The following is a 17,200-nucleotide window of genomic DNA, read 5'->3' on the forward strand; positions in this document are numbered from 1 at the left end:
ATACTGATTACCCGCAAAATTTTCTGTGATAATTAAATTTCCCCACTTCCGTTTAACTCCGGTTAAATGTTGTTTGTGCTACACAGCCAGCCATGACACGATATTAAAGGTCAGCAGGCCTACTAATGTAGTGGCGATAATAGCGCCAAAAACAAAGAAGATAATCAATGTAACTAATTGTTTTTTCATTGTTTGTTTTGAAACCTTTTCGTCTGTCAAAAACAGAATAAACAGCCAATAACCTCTTATTATTTGTGGATTAGAATCTTCTTACCCTGATAATAATTTACCCTTGTTACTAGCCCGCACTGAATTATCGTGGCAGCTTTTAACTGAAGAAAACATGATGCTGGTCATCACGCTAGCGGGAAAGATTATTAAAGTATGTTTTTTGTTTTTCTTGTCATTTATTGATTGAACCGCGCGGGGTAATTATGACTATCATTCCTTTTGAGGCGAGACGAACGGAAGTATCCGATCGTCCCTTATATCAGCAAGAGAGTACGGCGGCATTTGCGGCGTTAAATAGCTCACCGGCAGGTTTAAGTGGCGAAGAGGCACAGGCGCGGCTACGCGATCATGGCCCCAATGTTTTGCCGCAGAAGCGGGGCAAATCTGCCTTCATGCGTTTTATTGCCCACTTTAAAGATGTGCTGATTTATATCCTGCTGGCCGCTGCGGTGATCACCGCACTGATGGGCCATTGGGTCGATACCTTTGTCATTCTCGGCGTTGCTGTCATCAACGCACTGATTGGATTTATCCAGGAAAGTAACGCCGAGAAGTCATTGAAAAGCATTCAGAATATGCTGTCGAACGATGCCATCGTGTTACGTGAAGGGCTGCAGGCTACCGTGGCAACGCAAAATATCGTGCCAGGGGATGTGGTGATGTTGCGTCCAGGCGACAAGGTCCCGGCCGACTTACGTCTGTTCGAAGTCCATAATCTGCGCGTTGAAGAAGCAATTCTGACCGGTGAATCCACCGTGGTGTCGAAAAACACCGCTGCGCTGGAGGGGGAAAAATCCCTCGGTGACCGTTTCAATCTGGCTTATTCCGGCACCACCGTCAGCTCCGGTACTGCCATGGGTATGGTGATTGCCACCGGTGGCGACACTGAACTGGGGCATATCAATGCGATGATCTCCTCGATTGAGGAGGCAAAAACACCGTTGCTGGTGCAGATCGATAAACTCGGTAAAGCCATTTTCGCCATCATTCTGCTGATGATGGCGGGTCTGTTCGTGTTTGGTTTTCTGCTGCGCGACATCCCGCTGGGGGAGTTGTTGCTGTCGGTGATCAGCCTGGCGGTGGCGGCGGTGCCGGAAGGGTTGCCGGCCATTATCTCCATCATTTTGTCTCTTGGTGTGCAGTCGATGGCGCGCAATCAGGCCATTATTCGCAAATTGCCGACGGTGGAAACCCTCGGGGCGATGTCAGTGATCTGCTCCGACAAAACCGGCACTCTGACCATGAACGAGATGACGGTGAAGGCGGTGGTGCTGGCCGATAGCCAGTGGCGTATCAGCGGCCATAGCTATGAACCTAAAGGTGAGTTTCACGCCGAAGTCAGTGCCCGCGGCGTGCCCGCGGCACAGGATGAGGTGTTGCAGGGCTTTTTACAGATTGTCGATATCTGCAACGAAAGCCAGCTGCATCAGGACGCCAGCGGTCATTGGGGCATCGTCGGCGGCCCCACCGAAGGGGCGTTAAAGGTGCTGGCGGCAAAAGCGGGTATCAGGTCCGACAGGGTTGACGTGGTCAGTAAGCTGCCGTTTGATTCGCTGTACAAATATCAGGCGGTCAGTGCGGTCATTGATGGCAAACCTGGCATTATGCTGACCGGTGCGCCGGATGTGCTGCTGTCTCTGTGCCAGCAGCAGCAGGGTGATCAGGGCGTCGCGCCGCTCGATAGTGCGTATTGGGAGCAAGCCATCAGCACCTACGCCAGTGAAGGTTTACGCACCGTAGCTGCCGCATGGCGCTGGTTACCGACGGCTAAACAGACGCTGGAACATGACGATCTGCGTGAGGGCATGGTGTTGCTTGGCCTCGCCTGCATGATGGATCCGCCGCGCCCGGAAGCCATTACCGCCATTCGTGACTGCCAGCAGGCCGGTATCCGCGTGAAGATGATCACGGGCGATCATCAGGAAACGGCGATGGCGATTGGTCAGATGCTGGGCATCGGCAACAGTCAGGCGGCGGTGACCGGTTATCAGCTGGAGCATATGGATGATGCCGAGCTGAGCGTGGCGGCGCAGAAGTATGACATTTTTGCCCGCACCAGCCCGGAGCATAAGCTGCGCCTGGTGAAGGCGCTGGCGTCGGTTGGCGAAATTGTTGGGATGACCGGCGATGGCGTGAATGATGCGCCTGCGCTGAAGCAGGCCAACGTGGGTATTGCGATGGGGATCAAGGGCACGGAAGTGACCAAAGAATCCGCAGATATGATCCTTGCCGATGACAACTTCGCGACCATCGCTGCGGCGGTGAAAGAGGGGCGTCGTGTCTATGACAACCTGAAGAAAACCATCCTGTTTGTGATGCCGACCTGTTTTGCTCAGGGGTTATTGATCATCATTGCGATTCTGATGGGCAACCTGTTGCCGTTAACCCCGGTGCAGATCCTGTGGATGAACATGGCGACTTCCGCCACGCTCTCCTTTGGCCTCGCCTTTGAACCGGCGGAACAGAACATCATGCGGCGTCCACCACGTAACGTGCGCAGCAATGTGATGGATGGGTTCGCCATCTGGCGTGTGGTGTTTGTCGGCCTGTTGATCTCGGTCAGCGCCTTTATGCTGGAAGCCTGGTTACAGCCACGCGGTTACAGCCCGGAATTTATCCGCACCGTGCTGTTGCAGATGCTGGTCACGGCGCAGTGGGTGTATATGCTCAACTGCCGTAACAGCGACGGCTTCTCACTGGATGCTGGCCTGCTGAAGAATCGGGGGATCTGGCTGGTGACCGTGGTGCTGATTCTGCTCCAGGCGTTGATCATCTATGTGCCGTTGATGAACACCTTGTTTGGTACGCAACCGCTGCCGCTGAAATACTGGTTGATCGCCTTAGTGGTCAGCGCCGGTATCTTTGTGCTGGTGGAGATAGAGAAACGCCTGACGCGCGGCTGGCGTGCATCAGGCGAACAGGGGATGGTGCGATAATTCTCGTGGCGGGTGCCGTTCGGCACTCGCCCTCAATCGCGTTTTTTACCCTCTTCGATAAATTCTTCGTCAATTTCCTCAACGTTATCGCGATTGTCACGTCCGGAGAGCAGATTCCAGCAGGCGATAAACAGCGCGGCGATGAGGGGACCGATAACGAAGCCGTTGATGCCATACACTTCCATACCGCCGAGGGTGGCAATCAGAATCATATAGTCCGGCATTTTGGTGTCTTTCCCCACCAGCAATGGGCGCAGAATATTATCCACCAGACCCACCACCACGACGAAAAAGCCGATCAGGAAGAACCCTTTCCACAACGCGCCGGTGGCGAAGAAGAAAATGGTTGCCGGTACCCACACGATCGCGGAACCAATCGCCGGAACCAGTGACAGGAACGCCATCAGCGCGCCCCACAGCAGACTGCCGTCAATGCCAGTGAACCAGAAGGCCAGTCCCCCCAGTATCCCCTGAACTATCGCGACCACCACCGTTCCTTTAACCGTGGCGCGGGATACGGCGGCAAATTTCAGCAGCAGGTGATGCTTAACGTGAGTGGAGAGCGGCAGTGATTCCAGGATCAGGCTGACCAGCCAGGCACCGTCTTTCAGCAGGAAAAACAGCAGGTACAGCATCACGCCAAAACCCACGGTAAAGGTGAAGGTACCTTTGCCAATGATGAACACGCTGCCTGCCATGTACTGGCCGCCCTTGAGGGCAAAACCGGAGAGTTTTTCCTGAATTTGTGCGGCATTATTCAGGTGATGGTCAGACAGGTAACTGCGCGCCCACCCGGGCAGATGCTGAAACAAATCGGCAAACACCGCTGGAAACTGGGAGGAGTTGTTTTGCAGTTTGTTGTAGACGGTATTGATCTCCACCACCAGCGACGACGTGACGATTGCCAGCGGTGTGAAGACGATCAGGCAGATAATCAGCAGCGTAATCAGCGAAGCCAGTCCATTACGATCCCCCAGTTTTTGCCGCAGCAGTGATTTCAGCGGATGGAAAATCACCGCCAGAATCGCCGCCCACAAAATGGCGGAGAAGTAAGGTGCGAGCACATCAAAAAACGCCACCGTGACAATCGCCAGGATGACAATGAAAAAGCCGATATTCAATCCTTTAACTTGCATTAACACGTCTCTTAGAAAATGGGGACGAATGAACTATAGAAGGTCTGAAGAGGAATGGAACAAATTCGGATGACAGGAAACCGGCCAGCTGATGTCCCGATTTGTCCCTGCTTCGTCCGGCCAGGGGCTGGTCACGTACCCTCGGCACCCGCGATGATGGCATTTTACCGACAGGAGAAAACCATGCTGGAATTACGTCCCAACTGTGAATGCTGCGATAAAGATTTACCGCCGGAAGCACCTGACGCGCGTATCTGCTCGTTCGAATGTACCTTCTGCGCCAGCTGTGCCAGCGAGGTTCTGCATGAACGTTGCCCTAACTGTGGCGGGGAGCTGGTGCGACGCCCCATCCGCCCGGCTGCTGAGCTGCTACGGCATCCGGCTTCGACCACGCGCCATAAAGCGACGCTGCGTTGACTGACATTTTTTCTACCGGCGGTTTCTGCCAAAGCAAATACCTGAACATGAGTATTACACAGGGTATTATTCGCTTCATCTTTAAGGTGGAAAAAGAAAAGAATCTCCAGAAGGCTGATTCAGGCAGAATTAACGCATCTTATAAACTTCGTTAATAATGCTAATATTGAGCTCTGTATTAATCACTGTTGTGTATTAAATCTTCCTGGCAGGAATTTATACCAGTTGGTGAAAAATAAATTTTTTCTGAGTGGACGCGAGGCGTAAAGTCTCGTCAGTGATGAATGGCTTTTTATGTTGATTTTAATGATTTTTTTATGATTTCAGGGTTTCATCTCCCTGAAGTTAGTTGATCCGGTAAAATATTGTATGATTTGTGCTGGTCGGAGCACAGACCTTATTCTCTGTGAAATGACGTTGCGCAATACATTATTTCTTTAATCCGCTAACTCTTTACGTATTTTTCCGAAAAATAGTCATTTTTAAAAGTTTTTTTCATTTTTAAATGGTATTGTTTACCGGCAATGCTAGTGATGTGGCGTTGTGTGCTTCAGTTTTACCCTCACTTTTTGCAGGGTTCTCCCTCTTTATGCAATAAATGGAAATTGATTCCTCCCGATCCCTGCGATCGGGCTTTCTTTTCTCTTCCGCTGGTTTCCGCATGGCAAATATTGCTGCTTTTTCGGTCCATTTAATGTCAGTCCAGACACAAGTGTTAAGGAAGCGATAAATCGAGGTAATTTATTGTAAGACGACGGTTTTTTAGGAATTTTGGAAATGCGCTTTTGCCTTCCTATAATCAATAGTAGTGCTTAACGGCGCAACCATTGCCGTTATCATTGGAGGCAACACCATGAAAAAAACAACATTAACGCTAGTCGCTTCGCTTATTGCATGCAGCTCACTGATTTCCAGCGTATCCTGGGCCGATGGTCCGGGCGATCAACACTGGCAGCCACACGGTGGCAACCAGCATCAGGATCACGGTAATGGCCCCGATCGTGGTGGCAATCGTGGTCCTGACCATGGCTATGACCGTGGTCCGGATCATGGCCATGATCATTATGCTGGCCGTCCGATGCCGCAAGACCATCATGGCGGCGATCGTTTCGCCTGGAATGGTCATGACTTCCGTCGTGGCTACCCGGCACCTCCGGAATTCCGTGGTCCGCATTATCGCGTTGATGACTGGCGTGGACGCGGTCTGTACGAGCCGCCACGCGGCGAGCACTGGGCATATATCGACGGTAACTATGTTCTGGTCGCGGCAGCCACCGGTATCATCACCGCCATTCTGCTGAATAACGCGTTCAACTAATCTCCCGCAGACGGATGGCACTCGCCATCCGTCTTTTCGCTGTTTTCTCCTCCCCGCCAGGCTATCCTGTAAAGCGTCTGTTTTCCTTTCAAAGCGCTAAGGAGTGATGATGGCCGTGGTAAAAATGGTGGCGGTGGATATGGACGGCACCTTTCTCGACGATAAAAAACAGTACAATCGCGCACGTTTTCAAGCCTGTTACCACCAGATGCAACAGCGTGGCATCAAATTCGTGGTCGCCAGCGGTAACCAGTATTATCAACTCAAATCTTTCTTCCCCGATATTGCCAGTAACATCGCTTTTGTGGCGGAGAACGGCGCGTGGATTATCGATCGTGATGAAGAGTTGTTCTGCGGCTCTTTCTCGCGTGATGACATCCATGCGGTGATGGATACGCTGCAACGCGGTCACTATCCCGACCTGAAATACCTGATCGCGGGTCGTAACAGCGCTTACTACTTCTCGGGTGTCGATGAACAATGGCTGACGAAGATGCGCCATTACTGCCATCGGCTGACCGCCATCGACAGCCTGAGTGATACCGGTGATGACAAACTGTTCAAGTTTGCCCTCAACCTCTCCGACGACTATGTAGCGATTCTGATGGCCGATATCGAGCGTTTGCATCATGGGGCTGCGGCGGCGACGTCCAGCGGCCATGGTTCGGTGGATTTGATTGTGCCGGGCCTGCATAAAGCCAATGGCCTGCGGTTGCTGCAAAGCCGCTGGGGCATCAACAATGATGAAGTGCTGGCTTTTGGTGATGGCGGCAACGATCTCGAAATGCTGGTGCAGTCCGGCTTCAGTTTTGCCATGCAAAATGCCCCGCAGCGCGTGAAACAGGCGGCGCGCTATCAGGCTCCGTCCAACAATGACGAGGGCGTGTTGCAGGTGATTGAGCAGATGCTGGCAGGGCAGGGACCGTTCGAGGTTTGAGGGCATTATGGTAGCGGCGCGATTTATCGCGCGGGTCTATTTCGGCGATGCTGCCAAAGACGCGCAATAAATTGCGCCGCTACGAATGGGGCGTGTATGTCTGGCTTAATCAATCGGCCAGGCGGCGGCGATCATGTCGCGCAGGATCTCTTTGTCGTAGCTGACCCAGCCGTTTTTACTGTTCGCACGGGCCACTATCCACTCCACCTCGGTGGTGGATAAGGCAGGTCCATCCAGCCAGAACGGCATGATGGCATGTTGTTGCAGCCAGGCTTTCAATGCCAGCGCCGGTGGTGCCGGATCATCGGGCAACAGTTGCTGCGCCAGTTGTGCCATCAGGCGCTGCTGTTCGGGATGTTCACTTTCGGCCAGTACCTCAAGGAACGGAAACAGCAAACGCCCGCAGACTTCCCCATGATGGAAAGGTTTAATCGCCCCCAGCTCACCGGCGATGCCATGGATCACACCTAATCCGGCGCTGCTCAGGCACACGCCGCCCAGCCAGGAAGCCATCATCATTGCTTCGCGCGCGTCATCACCTGCCTGGTCGTTGCGATTGAGCGCAGGCCAGGCTTTAAAGAACAGTTGCAGACCATTCAGCGCCATTTGCTGACTGAACAGATTGCCTTTGCGTGACAGATACGCCTCAAACAGATGGGTGAAGGCGTCAATGGCGCAGGTCGCCAGCACCGAATCCGGCGTTCCTTGCAGTAAATCCGGGTCGAGAATTGCCACCTGCGGCACAAACACCGGATGGCGTAGCGAGGCTTTCACCTGGATATTTTGCTGATCGGTCACGACGGCATTCTGCGTCGCTTCGCTGCCGGTACCGGCGGTAGTGGGAATGGCAATCAGTGGCAATGTTACGGGCTGCACCGGTGTATCACCGACCTTTTCCAGATAACGCGCGGTCGGCAGCGGGTGTTGCATCATGGCACTAAAGGCTTTGGCTGCGTCCAGCACGCTGCCGCCACCGATCGCTACCACGCGATCCACATGACCCCGCCAGCGCGTTACCCAGGCATCGATCTCAGCGGGCGATGCCTCATGGCTGACGATCTCATAACCAAGAATGTGATCGTTGAGCGCTGTACCGAGGCGCGCCCAGGCCGGACCGTTAAGAAACGAGCGACCACAGAACAGCAACGTGGGCTGTGGATTAGCGGCAAGCAACGGCACCAGCCGGTCAATACTGCCGCGGGCAAACAGGGTTTGTTGATTACTGTACAGCTCAATCAGATTCTCACTCACCTGCAGATCCTTTTTCATGGGCGGAAAACCCTTAGTTTAACCAAACCCTCCAGGCTGTCGGGGCAAACATTCTGATAACTGACTGGCAAAAATTTGATCACCTTCTCAATTCAGAAATTCACCTGGCGTAGCAGGTGATTTCTTCATCTTGTTACCCTTAACATGATACCGGTAACAAGATGCATCGCGATGTAACAACATCTCAAACGCTGCTGTATCCATCGTCCTCAGGACTTATCACAACAAACCGCTGCCGGTGGAAGACCGTGCAAAAAGGTGGAGAAAAATTATGCCATTACTCTACGTGGCAATTGGCGTGGCGTTACTGCTATTGCTGATGATTCGCTTCAAACTGAACGGATTTATCGCGCTGATTCTGGTGGCGCTGGCGGTCGGCATGATGCAGGGCATGCCCGTCAACAAAGTGATTGGCTCGATCAAAACCGGTGTCGGCGGCACGCTGGGCAGTCTGGCGCTGATCATGGGGTTTGGTGCCATGCTGGGCAAGCTGCTGGCCGATTGTGGCGGCGCACAACGTATTGCCACCACGCTGATTGAAAAGTTCGGGCAAAAGCATATCCAGTGGGCACTGGTACTGACGGGCTTCACCGTGGGCTTTGCACTGTTCTACGAAGTGGGCTTCGTGCTGATGCTGCCGCTGGTGTTCAGCATTGCCGCGTCAGCGCGCGTGCCATTGCTGTTTGTGGGCGTGCCCATGGCGGCAGCCTTGTCGGTTACGCACGGCTTTTTACCGCCGCACCCGGGTCCAACTGCGATTGCCACGCTGTTCAATGCGGATATGGGCAAAACACTGCTGTTTGGCACCCTGCTGGGCATTCCTACCGTTATTCTGGCGGGACCGGTCTACGCACGTTTTCTGAAAGGTATCGATAAACCGATTCCGGAAGGACTGTGGAATCCGAAAACCTTCAGCGAAGCGGAAATGCCGGGCTTTGGTGTCAGTGTTGGCACCGCGCTGGTGCCGGTGATTCTGATGGCTCTGCGTGCGGTGGCCGAAATGGTCCTGCCAAAAGGACATGTGATCCTGCCTTACGCTGAGTTCTTTGGCGATCCGATCATGGCGACGCTGATTGCGGTGCTGATTGCTATCTTCACCTTTGGTCTGAATCGCGGACGCAGCATGGATGAAGTGATGGGCACATTAAGTGACTCCATCAAAATCATCGCCATGATGCTGCTGATTATCGGTGGCGGCGGGGCGTTTAAGCAGGTGCTGGTGGATAGCGGTGTCGATAAATATATCGCCAGCATGATGCATGAAACCAATGTCTCCCCGATCTTTATGGCCTGGTCAATTGCGGCGGTACTGCGTATCGCACTCGGTTCCGCTACCGTGGCCGCAATTACCGCAGGTGGTATTGTGGCACCGCTGATCGCTACCTCCGGTGCCAGCCCGGAGTTGATGGTGATTGCCGTTGGATCGGGCAGCGTGATTTTTTCTCACGTCAACGATCCGGGGTTCTGGTTGTTTAAGGAGTATTTCAACCTGACGATCGGCGAAACCATCCGCTCATGGTCAGTGCTGGAGACCATCATCTCAGTGTGCGGTTTAGTGGGTTGTCTGCTGCTGTCGATGGTAATTTGATGTGAAAATGCTGAGGCATGGCACCTCAGCATTCGCGGTCTACTGCGCCAGTGCGCGGAAGGCCGCCAGTTCTTCTTCCGGCATCCCCGCCTGTAAAGCCGCCTGGCAAATTTTTTCCCAGCTATTGGTATCCAGCGGAATGCCTTCGCGTTCCCGCTCCAGACGATTGTTCTCTTCCCATTCGCCCGGTATCTGAATTGGCGCATCGCCGCTTTGTGGCGAACGTTTTACCCAACTGAGGAAGGCTTCCGCTTCCTGCTGCATCGCGGGTGCATCGAAGGCTTCCGGATTCACGATGATGGTGGTCATGCAGTTGAAGATGGCATCGTGGCAGCTCACCAGGGTTTCGTCATGTGTGGTGCGTCCACCTGACAGTGCGCCGCCGAGAATTTCACACATGGTAGCCAACGCATAACCCTTATGTAGCCCAAATGGCAACAGCGAGCCATAAGGTTCCTGATGCATCACGCCGGGTTCGGTGGTGCCTTTGCCCTGGTGATCGATCAGATAACCCGGTGCAACCTGCTGTTCTTTGTTCCATGCCACACGGGTTTTGCCGAAGGCAATGCCGCTGGTGGCGAAATCAAGCAGCAGCGGTTTGGCGTTGGTGCGCGGGAAGATCGCACAGAAGGGGTTAGTACCAAAACGCCGGTCGCTGCCGTTGAACGGTGCAACCATCGGGTCACCCGCGACGTTGACGAAGTGAAAAGAGACAAACCCGGCAGCCGCACATTGTTCAGCCCAGTGACCGATGCGCCCGATATGATGTGAATCGTGCAGGCCAACGGCGGCGATACCAAATTTAGCCGCGCGCTCGATCCCCATCTTCATGGCTTCCCATGCCGCGACCTGGCCAAAACCATTATGACCGCTCAGGGTGATCACTGCGCCGACATCTTTCTCAACCGTGGTGTGCTGGTTAAGCTGGAGAAAACCCTGAGAGAGAGAAACCATATAACTCGGGATCATGCCTACGCCATGCGAATCATGACCCGCCAGATTCGCTGCTACCAGGTGGTCGGCGACCAGCCGTGCTTCGTCGGCACTACTGCCTGCATGTAACCAGATAGCCTGTACAAATTGATGGAGCCGGGAAGAAGGGATACGAAGAAGGGCACTCACGCGGTTGATCTCCTTTCAAAATAGGTACTCCATCCTGCGACGAATGCTTAATAACGGCAAGTGAGAATTGTCGAAAGCAAAGGGCCACAAGATGTGGCCCAAAAACTCAGTGCGGTTGTTCGAAACCCGCTTTAACCATTTGGTCGCGCAAGGCGCGGGTAATTTCACGGTTCCCGCCCGTGACAGGGTAAATGACATTGTTGACGACATCGTCAAGATAATGTTCTTCAAACTCCTGCATGGTGAGCTGGGTGCCACCTTCGTCATTGATGGCAATGCTTCCTCTGATGTGATTGCCATAGTCCTTTGCCTTCAGGCTATAACGTCCCATGCTGGTATTTATCGTGCTCATATAATCTCCTTGTTACTTAGGCAGTGATAACAATTGAGGCCTGCTACAGGCGCTGTAAGTTTAGACAGTAGGCGGCGGGAGAACGAAGCGGCAAAGTTAAGAAAAATCTGTAGCTGCGACCGGCCTCGCAGAAATAATCATCAGGTAAACGAAATCACAGCATGATGACGTGATGGCTATCGCACCTGACAGCAGAAGCAGGATCTTCATCTATACTTGAGTTAACTGGCGCTATTAATGATGTAAAAAGGAGCGGAAAATGAAAATAATCCTGTGGATCATCGCTATCATCTTCATTGTTGGGTTGTTAACCATTACCGGCGTGTTTAAATTGATTTTCTGACGCGTACAGGCACCCGTGGGTGCCTGTTTCCGTTCATTCGGCTTTGGTGAAGGCAGGTGAGTGGGGACGCGAGAAGGGCAAAATCACATCCCGCAGATTGAGCGGCTTTTGACACTCAGCACAACAGGCACCGTGGTGGCTTTGCTGCCTGGTTTGTCGGGTTCCGGGCAGCGTATAAAAAAAACGCACACACCCACAGCGGCTACAACGAATAGTCATCAGCATTCCTCCTTATCTCCCTCCTGGAATGCTGAGATTTATCTCATTCATCTGATTAGTTCAATCGATAAATTTCATTAATTTATTTACGTTATCAACAATGAAGCACAGATTGCTGAAAATTAAGTCATTTCCGGCGGGGATTGTTAAGAGAAGACTGCACATTTTATCAATTCTGCCAATAGCCCCTTCGTTTATCCCCGGTTCCGGTAGCATTTAGTCATTATGGTAAAATGCGCCCTTCGCGTGTCGGAAATTCCAGACAATGCCTGGAGTGTTTCAGGAAACTTTTCACTAAACTTTTCAGACAGTAGCGTTAATTTTTTGGCAGACGCCGGGAAGGATATCCGTGGCTCTGTCGTCTTAAGGATTGTTTTACAGGAACCTTCGTTGTGAATCGGTACATTTCGGCAGCCTGTGTTGGCTGTATTTTAACCCTCGGAAGCGCGTTTTCTGCCTCGGCCTCTACCATCACTCAAAACATCAAATCAGGCTGGAATACCTTTACTGACAATGTGAGTGATACCTGGTCGCAGCCGCAAAATTATGATTTTTATCTGCCCGCTATTACCTGGCATAACCGCTGGACATACGATCAGGAGCATATCGACAGGTACAACGAACGCCCATGGGGCGCGGGCGGTGGTGTTTCGCGCTGGGATGACAAAGGTAACTGGCATGGCCTCTACCTGATGGCGTTTAAGGATTCCTTCAACAAGTGGGAACCGATTGGCGGTTACGGCTGGGAAGCTACCTGGCGTCCGCTCAGTGACGACAATTTTCACATCGGTGCCGGCTACACGGCGGGCGTCACTGCCAGGGATAACTGGAAATATATCCCGATTCCGGTTTTATTGCCGATGGCTTCTATCGGATATGGTCCTGTTACCTTCCAAATGACTTATATTCCAGGCACTTATAACAATGGTAATGTCTATTTTGCCTGGTTGCGATTTCAGTTTTAGCGGATGAAGACGGATGGAAAGTGTGAAGGTTGGCGAAAAACACGATATTTATCACTTTTTCATCAATTCGCACTGGACAAATGTCACCGCAATTGCTGTACTAGACGCCGACACAGTTTAGTGTCCATTTTTCATGTAAAGGTAATATAGATGTCCAAGATCAAAGGTAACGTTAAGTGGTTTAATGAATCTAAAGGATTCGGTTTCATTACTCCTGAAGATGGCAGCAAAGATGTATTCGTACACTTCTCTGCAATCATGAGCAATGGCTTCAAAACTCTGGCTGAAGGTCAGCGTGTAGAGTTTGAAATCACTGACGGCGCTAAAGGCCCATCTGCTGCTAACGTTATCGCTCTGTAAGTTAACACGCAGAATTCTAAAAACCCGCCTTATGGCGGGTTTTTTTATGCCTGCCACCAAATGATGGCCCAGGCGATCAGGGCGAAGGTGCTGATGGATAAGGCCAGCATTTCATCCAGGGTACGTGGGATCATACTCTTCATTGCGTTGTCTCCTGTGGCGTTCAGGCCAGCATGACAAGGCAATATTAATTCTGCCTTAAGCGCTGATGACAGACGCATGACAGGGCACAAACTGCGGCGTTTCTCACAGATAATCTCTGTAACATCCCCATAACAATCCTTACTTGCAGCTTTTTAGCTGACAACGCTATATAACAGCAGGAAACGGATTACTGAGGAGGCAGGATGAAGATACGTCAGGCACAGGCGAAAGACAGTTTTGCTCTGAGTGCGCTGCTGACCGAACTGGGTTATGCCGGCACTGAAAGGTTTATTGAGACACGATTAACACAGCTTTGTAACCATCCCGATGAAGTGCTGCTGGTGGCCGAGCATGGCACCCAGGTGCTGGGTTTTCTGTCGCTCCACTTTATCCCGCAACTGGCGCTGTCGGGCGATTTTGCCCGTATCAGCTATTTCTGCATAGCCGAAGGCGAGCGCAGCAAGGGGAGCGGGCAGCAGTTGCTCAGCTATGCCGAACAACTGGCACGCGAGCGTGGTTGTGATCGCATGGAAGTGCATTGCCATGCCTCACGCCTCAAAGCGAATCAGTTCTACGCGCGCGAAGGCTATGTGGAATCGCCGCGTTATCACATCAAAGATTTGGGCTAAGGTTAATTTCCCGACCAGATGCAATCACCAGTGCGTCAGCAATGCTGTCAAGTTGTTGCAATGGCAACATGGCGGTGCTGACGCGAATGAATTGTTCGGCATTGATGCTGTAGCGTTCACCCGGCACGGCGGCGATACCTCGGGCGGCAAGCGTAATCATGGCATATTGTTCTGACGCCACCGGAATATATAGACTGAGGCCATCACGTTCGGCCAGCACCAGCCCACGAGCTTGCAGGGCATGCAGCAGCTGCTGGCGACGCTCCCGATAGGTGTTTTTTGCCTGTTCTACCTGCTGCCGCGTGGTGGCGTCTGTCAGCATCCAGGCAACCGCATCCTGCAAAATTCGGCTGGTCCAGCTGACACCAAAGTTACGCCATGCCTGAATACGTTTCACCAGTTCACAGGGGGCGGAAAGTACAGCAAGCCGCAGGTCCGGTCCGTAGGCTTTCGAAAACGAGTGGACATGCACCACGCGTTCGGGAAAGTGGTATCCGAGGCTCCACACCGGCCAGCGCGACAAATCGCCAATCCCATCATCTTCCACAATCAGCGTTTTGCTATTAGCCAATACGCGTGCCAGCTCCGCGCTGCGTTGCTGCGTCACGGTATGTCCGGTGGTCGAATGGGTACGCGGCTGGTAGATAAACATCGCCGGTGATTTGTGCAGATGTGCGGCTAAAGCGGAGGGAATCGGCCCCTGTTCATCGCAGGGCAGTGGCAGAATCTCCGCGCCGATATTGTCCAGCATATCCAGCAAACGTGTTGCGGTGGGATCTTCGAGCACCACCCGATCGCCAGGAGACAGCAGCGTTTGCACGATTAAATTCATCGCATCAAAGCCACCATCGGTCGCCAGCCATGCCTCTGCCGGGTAGGGCCAGCGTGGTGTAATCGCCGCCAGTAACTGAGGTGAAATGGCTTCACGATGATAGCTATTCAACTGGGGCGACTGAAGGCCAGCCAGCATCGCTGGCTGCAAATCGGGTAACAGCGCCGGGTCCGGAGAAGCCATTGCCAGATCGGCCTGGATGTTATCGCCATAGTTGCCGATTTTTTCAAAACGAATCGGCCGCGGCATCACCGTATTGCCACACACCCACACGCCACTGCGACCTTTACCGGCCAGCACTTTCTGTTTTTTCAGCTGCGACCAGGCTGCCGATACCGTCGCCGGACTGACGCCCAATAGCTCTGCCAGCTCGCGTACGGCGGGCATTTGCATACCCACTGCAATCTGACCATCGCGAATCAATGTGGAAGCGGTAAGCGTAATGCCCTTCACCGACGCATCGGTAATTTGCGCGCTGAACCAGTCAATATCTACCGTTTGCGTCATAAGAAAAACCTTTGTTCAGTAACAAAGAATTTATTGTTCAGGTTAGTATTCCCGATTTAGTATCAAATTCAAGCACTATTTGCTGAATAACTAAACGCAGCCTGACTGCAATCGGAACGAACGGGGAAACAACAACTATGGTAACCATCAGACTGGCGGTTCGTGACTGGGATTACTTTACACCGCTGGCACTCGGCGATATCAAGCCGGAAGGATTTCAGCTGGAAATTGACCGAGTCGGCACGCTGGTTGATAACCTGGGCAGCAGCGACAAATACGATGCCGGTGAGGTGTCGTTCAGCCGTTATGCCCAGTCACGTGCGAAAGGCGACACCTCGCTGCTTGGTCTGCCACACTTTCTGATGCGTGGCTTTCGTCAGCGTTGCATCATCACCACTGCCGAGAGTCCGATTACCACCCCGGCGCAGCTGAAAGGAAAAAAAATCGGTGTCACGGGCTGGCAGGATTCCGGCAATACCTGGACGCGCACCGTGCTGCGTGAAGCCGGTGTTGGTATTGATGATGCGTACTGGTTTGCGGGCCGCCTGACAGCGGAGCACCCGATTGTTGACCGTCTCGCGGGCTTTGGCCGTCCGGGACGTATTGAAGTCGCCCCCGGCGAACGCCCATTAATCGAGCTACTGAAAGCCGGTGAGCTGGATGCGGTTTTCACCCCGTTTATGCCGGAAGGTTTCTTTCTGCCGGAATCAGGGCTGCGTCAGTTACAAGTTGATTTCGCCAGTGCCGAGCGTGATTACTTTAATCGTGTTGGTTATGTGCCGGGGATTCATATTCTGGCGCTGAAACCCGCACTGGCGGAACAACATCCGTGGTTGCCACAGGCGTTGAGTGAGATCATCGATCGTTCGTACCAGTTATGGATGAAGAAACGCGAGAAATACGCCGACACCACGCCGTGGTTGCTGGATGATTTGCGACGTACCGCGCAGGAATTACCGGCCGACTGGAATCAAAACGGATTTGCCGCTAACAAAAAGATGATTGCCGATTTTGCCAGCGAGTTGTTTGAACAGGGCTTAACCAAAACATTGCTGACGCCGGAAGCGATCTTTCCGGCGGTGGCGCAGGGGGAATGATGATGAAAGTAGCGATGGGGCAATTTGCGGTCAGCCGCGAATGGCAGGAAAACGCCGATATCTGCATCGGCCTGATGAATAACGCACTGGCGGGCGGAGCTGATTTGCTGGTGCTGCCGGAAGGCGTGTTGGCGCGTGATATTGCCGATCCGGATCTGGTGCTGAAAGCAGCCCAACCGCTCGATGGCCCGTTTCTGACACAGATCCTCGCGGCTAGCAAAGGTAACACGCTGACCACCATGATGAGCGTGCACGTGCCAACCGAAGGGCAGAAGGCGCTTAACGTGCTGATCGCCATTCGTAATGGCGAAATTATCGCGGAATACGAAAAATTGCACCTGTATGACGCCTTTGCCATGCAGGAATCACAGCGTGTTAACCCCGGCCATGTCATTCCGCCACTGGTTGAAGTGGCGGGAATGAAGGTGGGCCTGATGACCTGTTATGACGTCCGTTTCCCTGAGCTGGCGCGTCGTCTGGTACTGGATGGTGCCGATGTGCTGGTGCTGCCTGCGGCCTGGGTGAAAGGGCCACTGAAAGAGATGCACTGGGAGTTATTGACCACGGCACGTGCGCTGGAGAACACCTGCTATATGGTGGCAGTGGGAGAATGTGGTCCGCGCAACATCGGCAACAGCCTGGTTATCGATCCGCTGGGTGTAGCGATTGCCAAAGCACCGGAGTCAGCGGCACTGGTATTTGCCGACCTCGATCCACAACGTATTGCCTATGCACGTAGCGTATTGCCGGTCCTTGAGAACCGTCGCTTTGCTCGCCCTGAACTGAAAACTCACTGAC

The 17,200-nt window shown here is 52.9% G+C and carries 16 protein-coding genes; 11 read left to right on the forward strand and 5 right to left on the reverse strand.

Annotated features, from left to right (window positions below; all coding sequences use genetic code 11):
* Positions 1–434 precede the first annotated feature (434 nt).
* Positions 435–3,167: a cation-transporting P-type ATPase gene (locus tag AC6I8X_RS05540; RefSeq protein WP_497840704.1), complete on the forward strand. Its 2,733-nt coding sequence runs from the start codon at positions 435–437 to the stop codon at positions 3,165–3,167.
* A gap of 32 nt (positions 3,168–3,199) precedes the next feature.
* Here the strand turns inward: AC6I8X_RS05540 and AC6I8X_RS05545 are convergent, their stop codons facing one another.
* On the reverse strand, positions 3,200–4,303 hold the full coding sequence (locus AC6I8X_RS05545) for an AI-2E family transporter (protein ID WP_497840705.1): 1,104 nt from the start codon (positions 4,301–4,303) through the stop codon (positions 3,200–3,202).
* 183 nt (positions 4,304–4,486) lie between these two features.
* On the opposite strand from AC6I8X_RS05545, the gene AC6I8X_RS05550 reads away from it, so the two are divergent.
* From AC6I8X_RS05550 to AC6I8X_RS05560, 3 genes are all read left to right on the forward strand, one after another.
* Positions 4,487–4,720, forward strand: coding sequence for a DUF1272 domain-containing protein (locus AC6I8X_RS05550; RefSeq protein ID WP_313682827.1), 234 nt, complete (start codon positions 4,487–4,489; stop codon positions 4,718–4,720).
* An 853-nt stretch (positions 4,721–5,573) separates the two neighbouring features.
* Positions 5,574–6,038 carry an RcnB family protein gene (locus AC6I8X_RS05555; RefSeq protein ID WP_299454959.1) on the forward strand — a complete coding sequence of 155 codons (465 nt, stop codon included), beginning with the start codon at positions 5,574–5,576 and terminating at the stop codon, positions 6,036–6,038.
* A gap of 109 nt (positions 6,039–6,147) precedes the next feature.
* On the forward strand, positions 6,148–6,975 hold the full coding sequence (locus AC6I8X_RS05560) for a Cof-type HAD-IIB family hydrolase (protein WP_299454957.1): 828 nt from the start codon (positions 6,148–6,150) through the stop codon (positions 6,973–6,975).
* A 105-nt stretch (positions 6,976–7,080) separates the two neighbouring features.
* On the opposite strand, the gene AC6I8X_RS05565 is transcribed toward AC6I8X_RS05560, so the two are convergent.
* On the reverse strand, positions 7,081–8,244 hold the full coding sequence (locus AC6I8X_RS05565) for an iron-containing alcohol dehydrogenase (protein ID WP_497840706.1): 1,164 nt from the start codon (positions 8,242–8,244) through the stop codon (positions 7,081–7,083).
* Between the two features lie 271 nt (positions 8,245–8,515).
* On the opposite strand from AC6I8X_RS05565, the gene gntT reads away from it, so the two are divergent.
* Positions 8,516–9,832: a gluconate transporter gene (gene gntT / locus AC6I8X_RS05570; RefSeq protein WP_208714277.1), complete on the forward strand. Its 1,317-nt coding sequence runs from the start codon at positions 8,516–8,518 to the stop codon at positions 9,830–9,832.
* 39 nt (positions 9,833–9,871) lie between these two features.
* Here gntT and AC6I8X_RS05575 read toward each other — a convergent pair whose 3' ends face one another.
* Positions 9,872–10,954 carry a malate/lactate/ureidoglycolate dehydrogenase gene (locus AC6I8X_RS05575; RefSeq protein WP_497840707.1) on the reverse strand — a complete coding sequence of 361 codons (1,083 nt, stop codon included), beginning with the start codon at positions 10,952–10,954 and terminating at the stop codon, positions 9,872–9,874.
* A 106-nt stretch (positions 10,955–11,060) separates the two neighbouring features.
* A complete protein-coding gene (locus AC6I8X_RS05580) occupies positions 11,061–11,306 on the reverse strand; it encodes a hypothetical protein (RefSeq protein ID WP_084873357.1) in 246 nt (81 codons plus the stop codon).
* A 259-nt stretch (positions 11,307–11,565) separates the two neighbouring features.
* Between AC6I8X_RS05580 and AC6I8X_RS05585 the strand changes: the two genes are divergently transcribed.
* From AC6I8X_RS05585 to AC6I8X_RS05600, 4 genes are all read left to right on the forward strand, one after another.
* Positions 11,566–11,649 (forward strand): small membrane protein YohP, encoded by an 84-nt coding sequence (locus tag AC6I8X_RS05585; RefSeq protein ID WP_017346848.1) that lies wholly within the window; start codon positions 11,566–11,568, stop codon positions 11,647–11,649.
* Between the two features lie 611 nt (positions 11,650–12,260).
* Positions 12,261–12,833, forward strand: a complete 573-nt coding sequence (gene pagP / locus AC6I8X_RS05590; protein ID WP_313688610.1) for a lipid IV(A) palmitoyltransferase PagP — start codon at positions 12,261–12,263, stop codon at positions 12,831–12,833.
* Between the two features lie 150 nt (positions 12,834–12,983).
* A complete protein-coding gene (cspE, locus tag AC6I8X_RS05595; protein WP_034829024.1) occupies positions 12,984–13,193 on the forward strand; it encodes a transcription antiterminator/RNA stability regulator CspE in 210 nt (69 codons plus the stop codon).
* A gap of 347 nt (positions 13,194–13,540) precedes the next feature.
* Positions 13,541–13,966, forward strand: a complete 426-nt coding sequence (locus tag AC6I8X_RS05600) for a GNAT family N-acetyltransferase (RefSeq protein ID WP_299454929.1) — start codon at positions 13,541–13,543, stop codon at positions 13,964–13,966.
* On the opposite strand, the gene AC6I8X_RS05605 is transcribed toward AC6I8X_RS05600, so the two are convergent.
* The gene (locus tag AC6I8X_RS05605) at positions 13,950–15,305 is read right to left on the reverse strand and encodes an aminotransferase-like domain-containing protein (RefSeq protein ID WP_416412974.1); all 1,356 of its coding nucleotides are present in this window, start codon (positions 15,303–15,305) and stop codon (positions 13,950–13,952) included. The two genes, AC6I8X_RS05600 and AC6I8X_RS05605, sit on opposite strands and share 17 nt — an antisense overlap.
* Positions 15,306–15,442: 137 nt before the next feature.
* On the opposite strand from AC6I8X_RS05605, the gene AC6I8X_RS05610 reads away from it, so the two are divergent.
* Together AC6I8X_RS05610 and AC6I8X_RS05615 are read left to right on the forward strand one after the other, a co-directional pair.
* The gene (locus AC6I8X_RS05610) at positions 15,443–16,402 is read left to right on the forward strand and encodes an ABC transporter substrate-binding protein (RefSeq protein WP_416412973.1); all 960 of its coding nucleotides are present in this window, start codon (positions 15,443–15,445) and stop codon (positions 16,400–16,402) included.
* A gap of 2 nt (positions 16,403–16,404) precedes the next feature.
* On the forward strand, positions 16,405–17,199 hold the full coding sequence (locus AC6I8X_RS05615; protein ID WP_299455008.1) for a deaminated glutathione amidase: 795 nt from the start codon (positions 16,405–16,407) through the stop codon (positions 17,197–17,199).
* Position 17,200: the final 1 nt, after the last annotated feature.

It is taken from the genome of Pantoea sp. X-Soil-TKNS-1280 (genome assembly GCF_059730475.1).

What these genes read in the sequence shown, in the direction of transcription:
- AC6I8X_RS05580 (WP_084873357.1), bottom strand. Translation starts at nt 11,306, where the DNA reads ATGAGCACGATAAATACCAGCATGGGACGTTATAGCCTGAAGGCAAAG.
- gntT (WP_208714277.1), top strand. Translation starts at nt 8,516, where the DNA reads ATGCCATTACTCTACGTGGCAATTGGCGTGGCGTTACTGCTATTGCTG.
- AC6I8X_RS05585 (WP_017346848.1), top strand. Translation starts at nt 11,566, where the DNA reads ATGAAAATAATCCTGTGGATCATCGCTATCATCTTCATTGTTGGGTTG.
- AC6I8X_RS05615 (WP_299455008.1), top strand. Translation starts at nt 16,405, where the DNA reads ATGAAAGTAGCGATGGGGCAATTTGCGGTCAGCCGCGAATGGCAGGAA.
- AC6I8X_RS05560 (WP_299454957.1), top strand. Translation starts at nt 6,148, where the DNA reads ATGGCCGTGGTAAAAATGGTGGCGGTGGATATGGACGGCACCTTTCTC.
- AC6I8X_RS05545 (WP_497840705.1), bottom strand. Translation starts at nt 4,303, where the DNA reads ATGCAAGTTAAAGGATTGAATATCGGCTTTTTCATTGTCATCCTGGCG.
- AC6I8X_RS05550 (WP_313682827.1), top strand. Translation starts at nt 4,487, where the DNA reads ATGCTGGAATTACGTCCCAACTGTGAATGCTGCGATAAAGATTTACCG.
- AC6I8X_RS05565 (WP_497840706.1), bottom strand. Translation starts at nt 8,244, where the DNA reads ATGAAAAAGGATCTGCAGGTGAGTGAGAATCTGATTGAGCTGTACAGT.
- cspE (WP_034829024.1), top strand. Translation starts at nt 12,984, where the DNA reads ATGTCCAAGATCAAAGGTAACGTTAAGTGGTTTAATGAATCTAAAGGA.
- AC6I8X_RS05600 (WP_299454929.1), top strand. Translation starts at nt 13,541, where the DNA reads ATGAAGATACGTCAGGCACAGGCGAAAGACAGTTTTGCTCTGAGTGCG.
- AC6I8X_RS05555 (WP_299454959.1), top strand. Translation starts at nt 5,574, where the DNA reads ATGAAAAAAACAACATTAACGCTAGTCGCTTCGCTTATTGCATGCAGC.
- AC6I8X_RS05610 (WP_416412973.1), top strand. Translation starts at nt 15,443, where the DNA reads ATGGTAACCATCAGACTGGCGGTTCGTGACTGGGATTACTTTACACCG.
- AC6I8X_RS05605 (WP_416412974.1), bottom strand. Translation starts at nt 15,305, where the DNA reads ATGACGCAAACGGTAGATATTGACTGGTTCAGCGCGCAAATTACCGAT.
- AC6I8X_RS05540 (WP_497840704.1), top strand. Translation starts at nt 435, where the DNA reads ATGACTATCATTCCTTTTGAGGCGAGACGAACGGAAGTATCCGATCGT.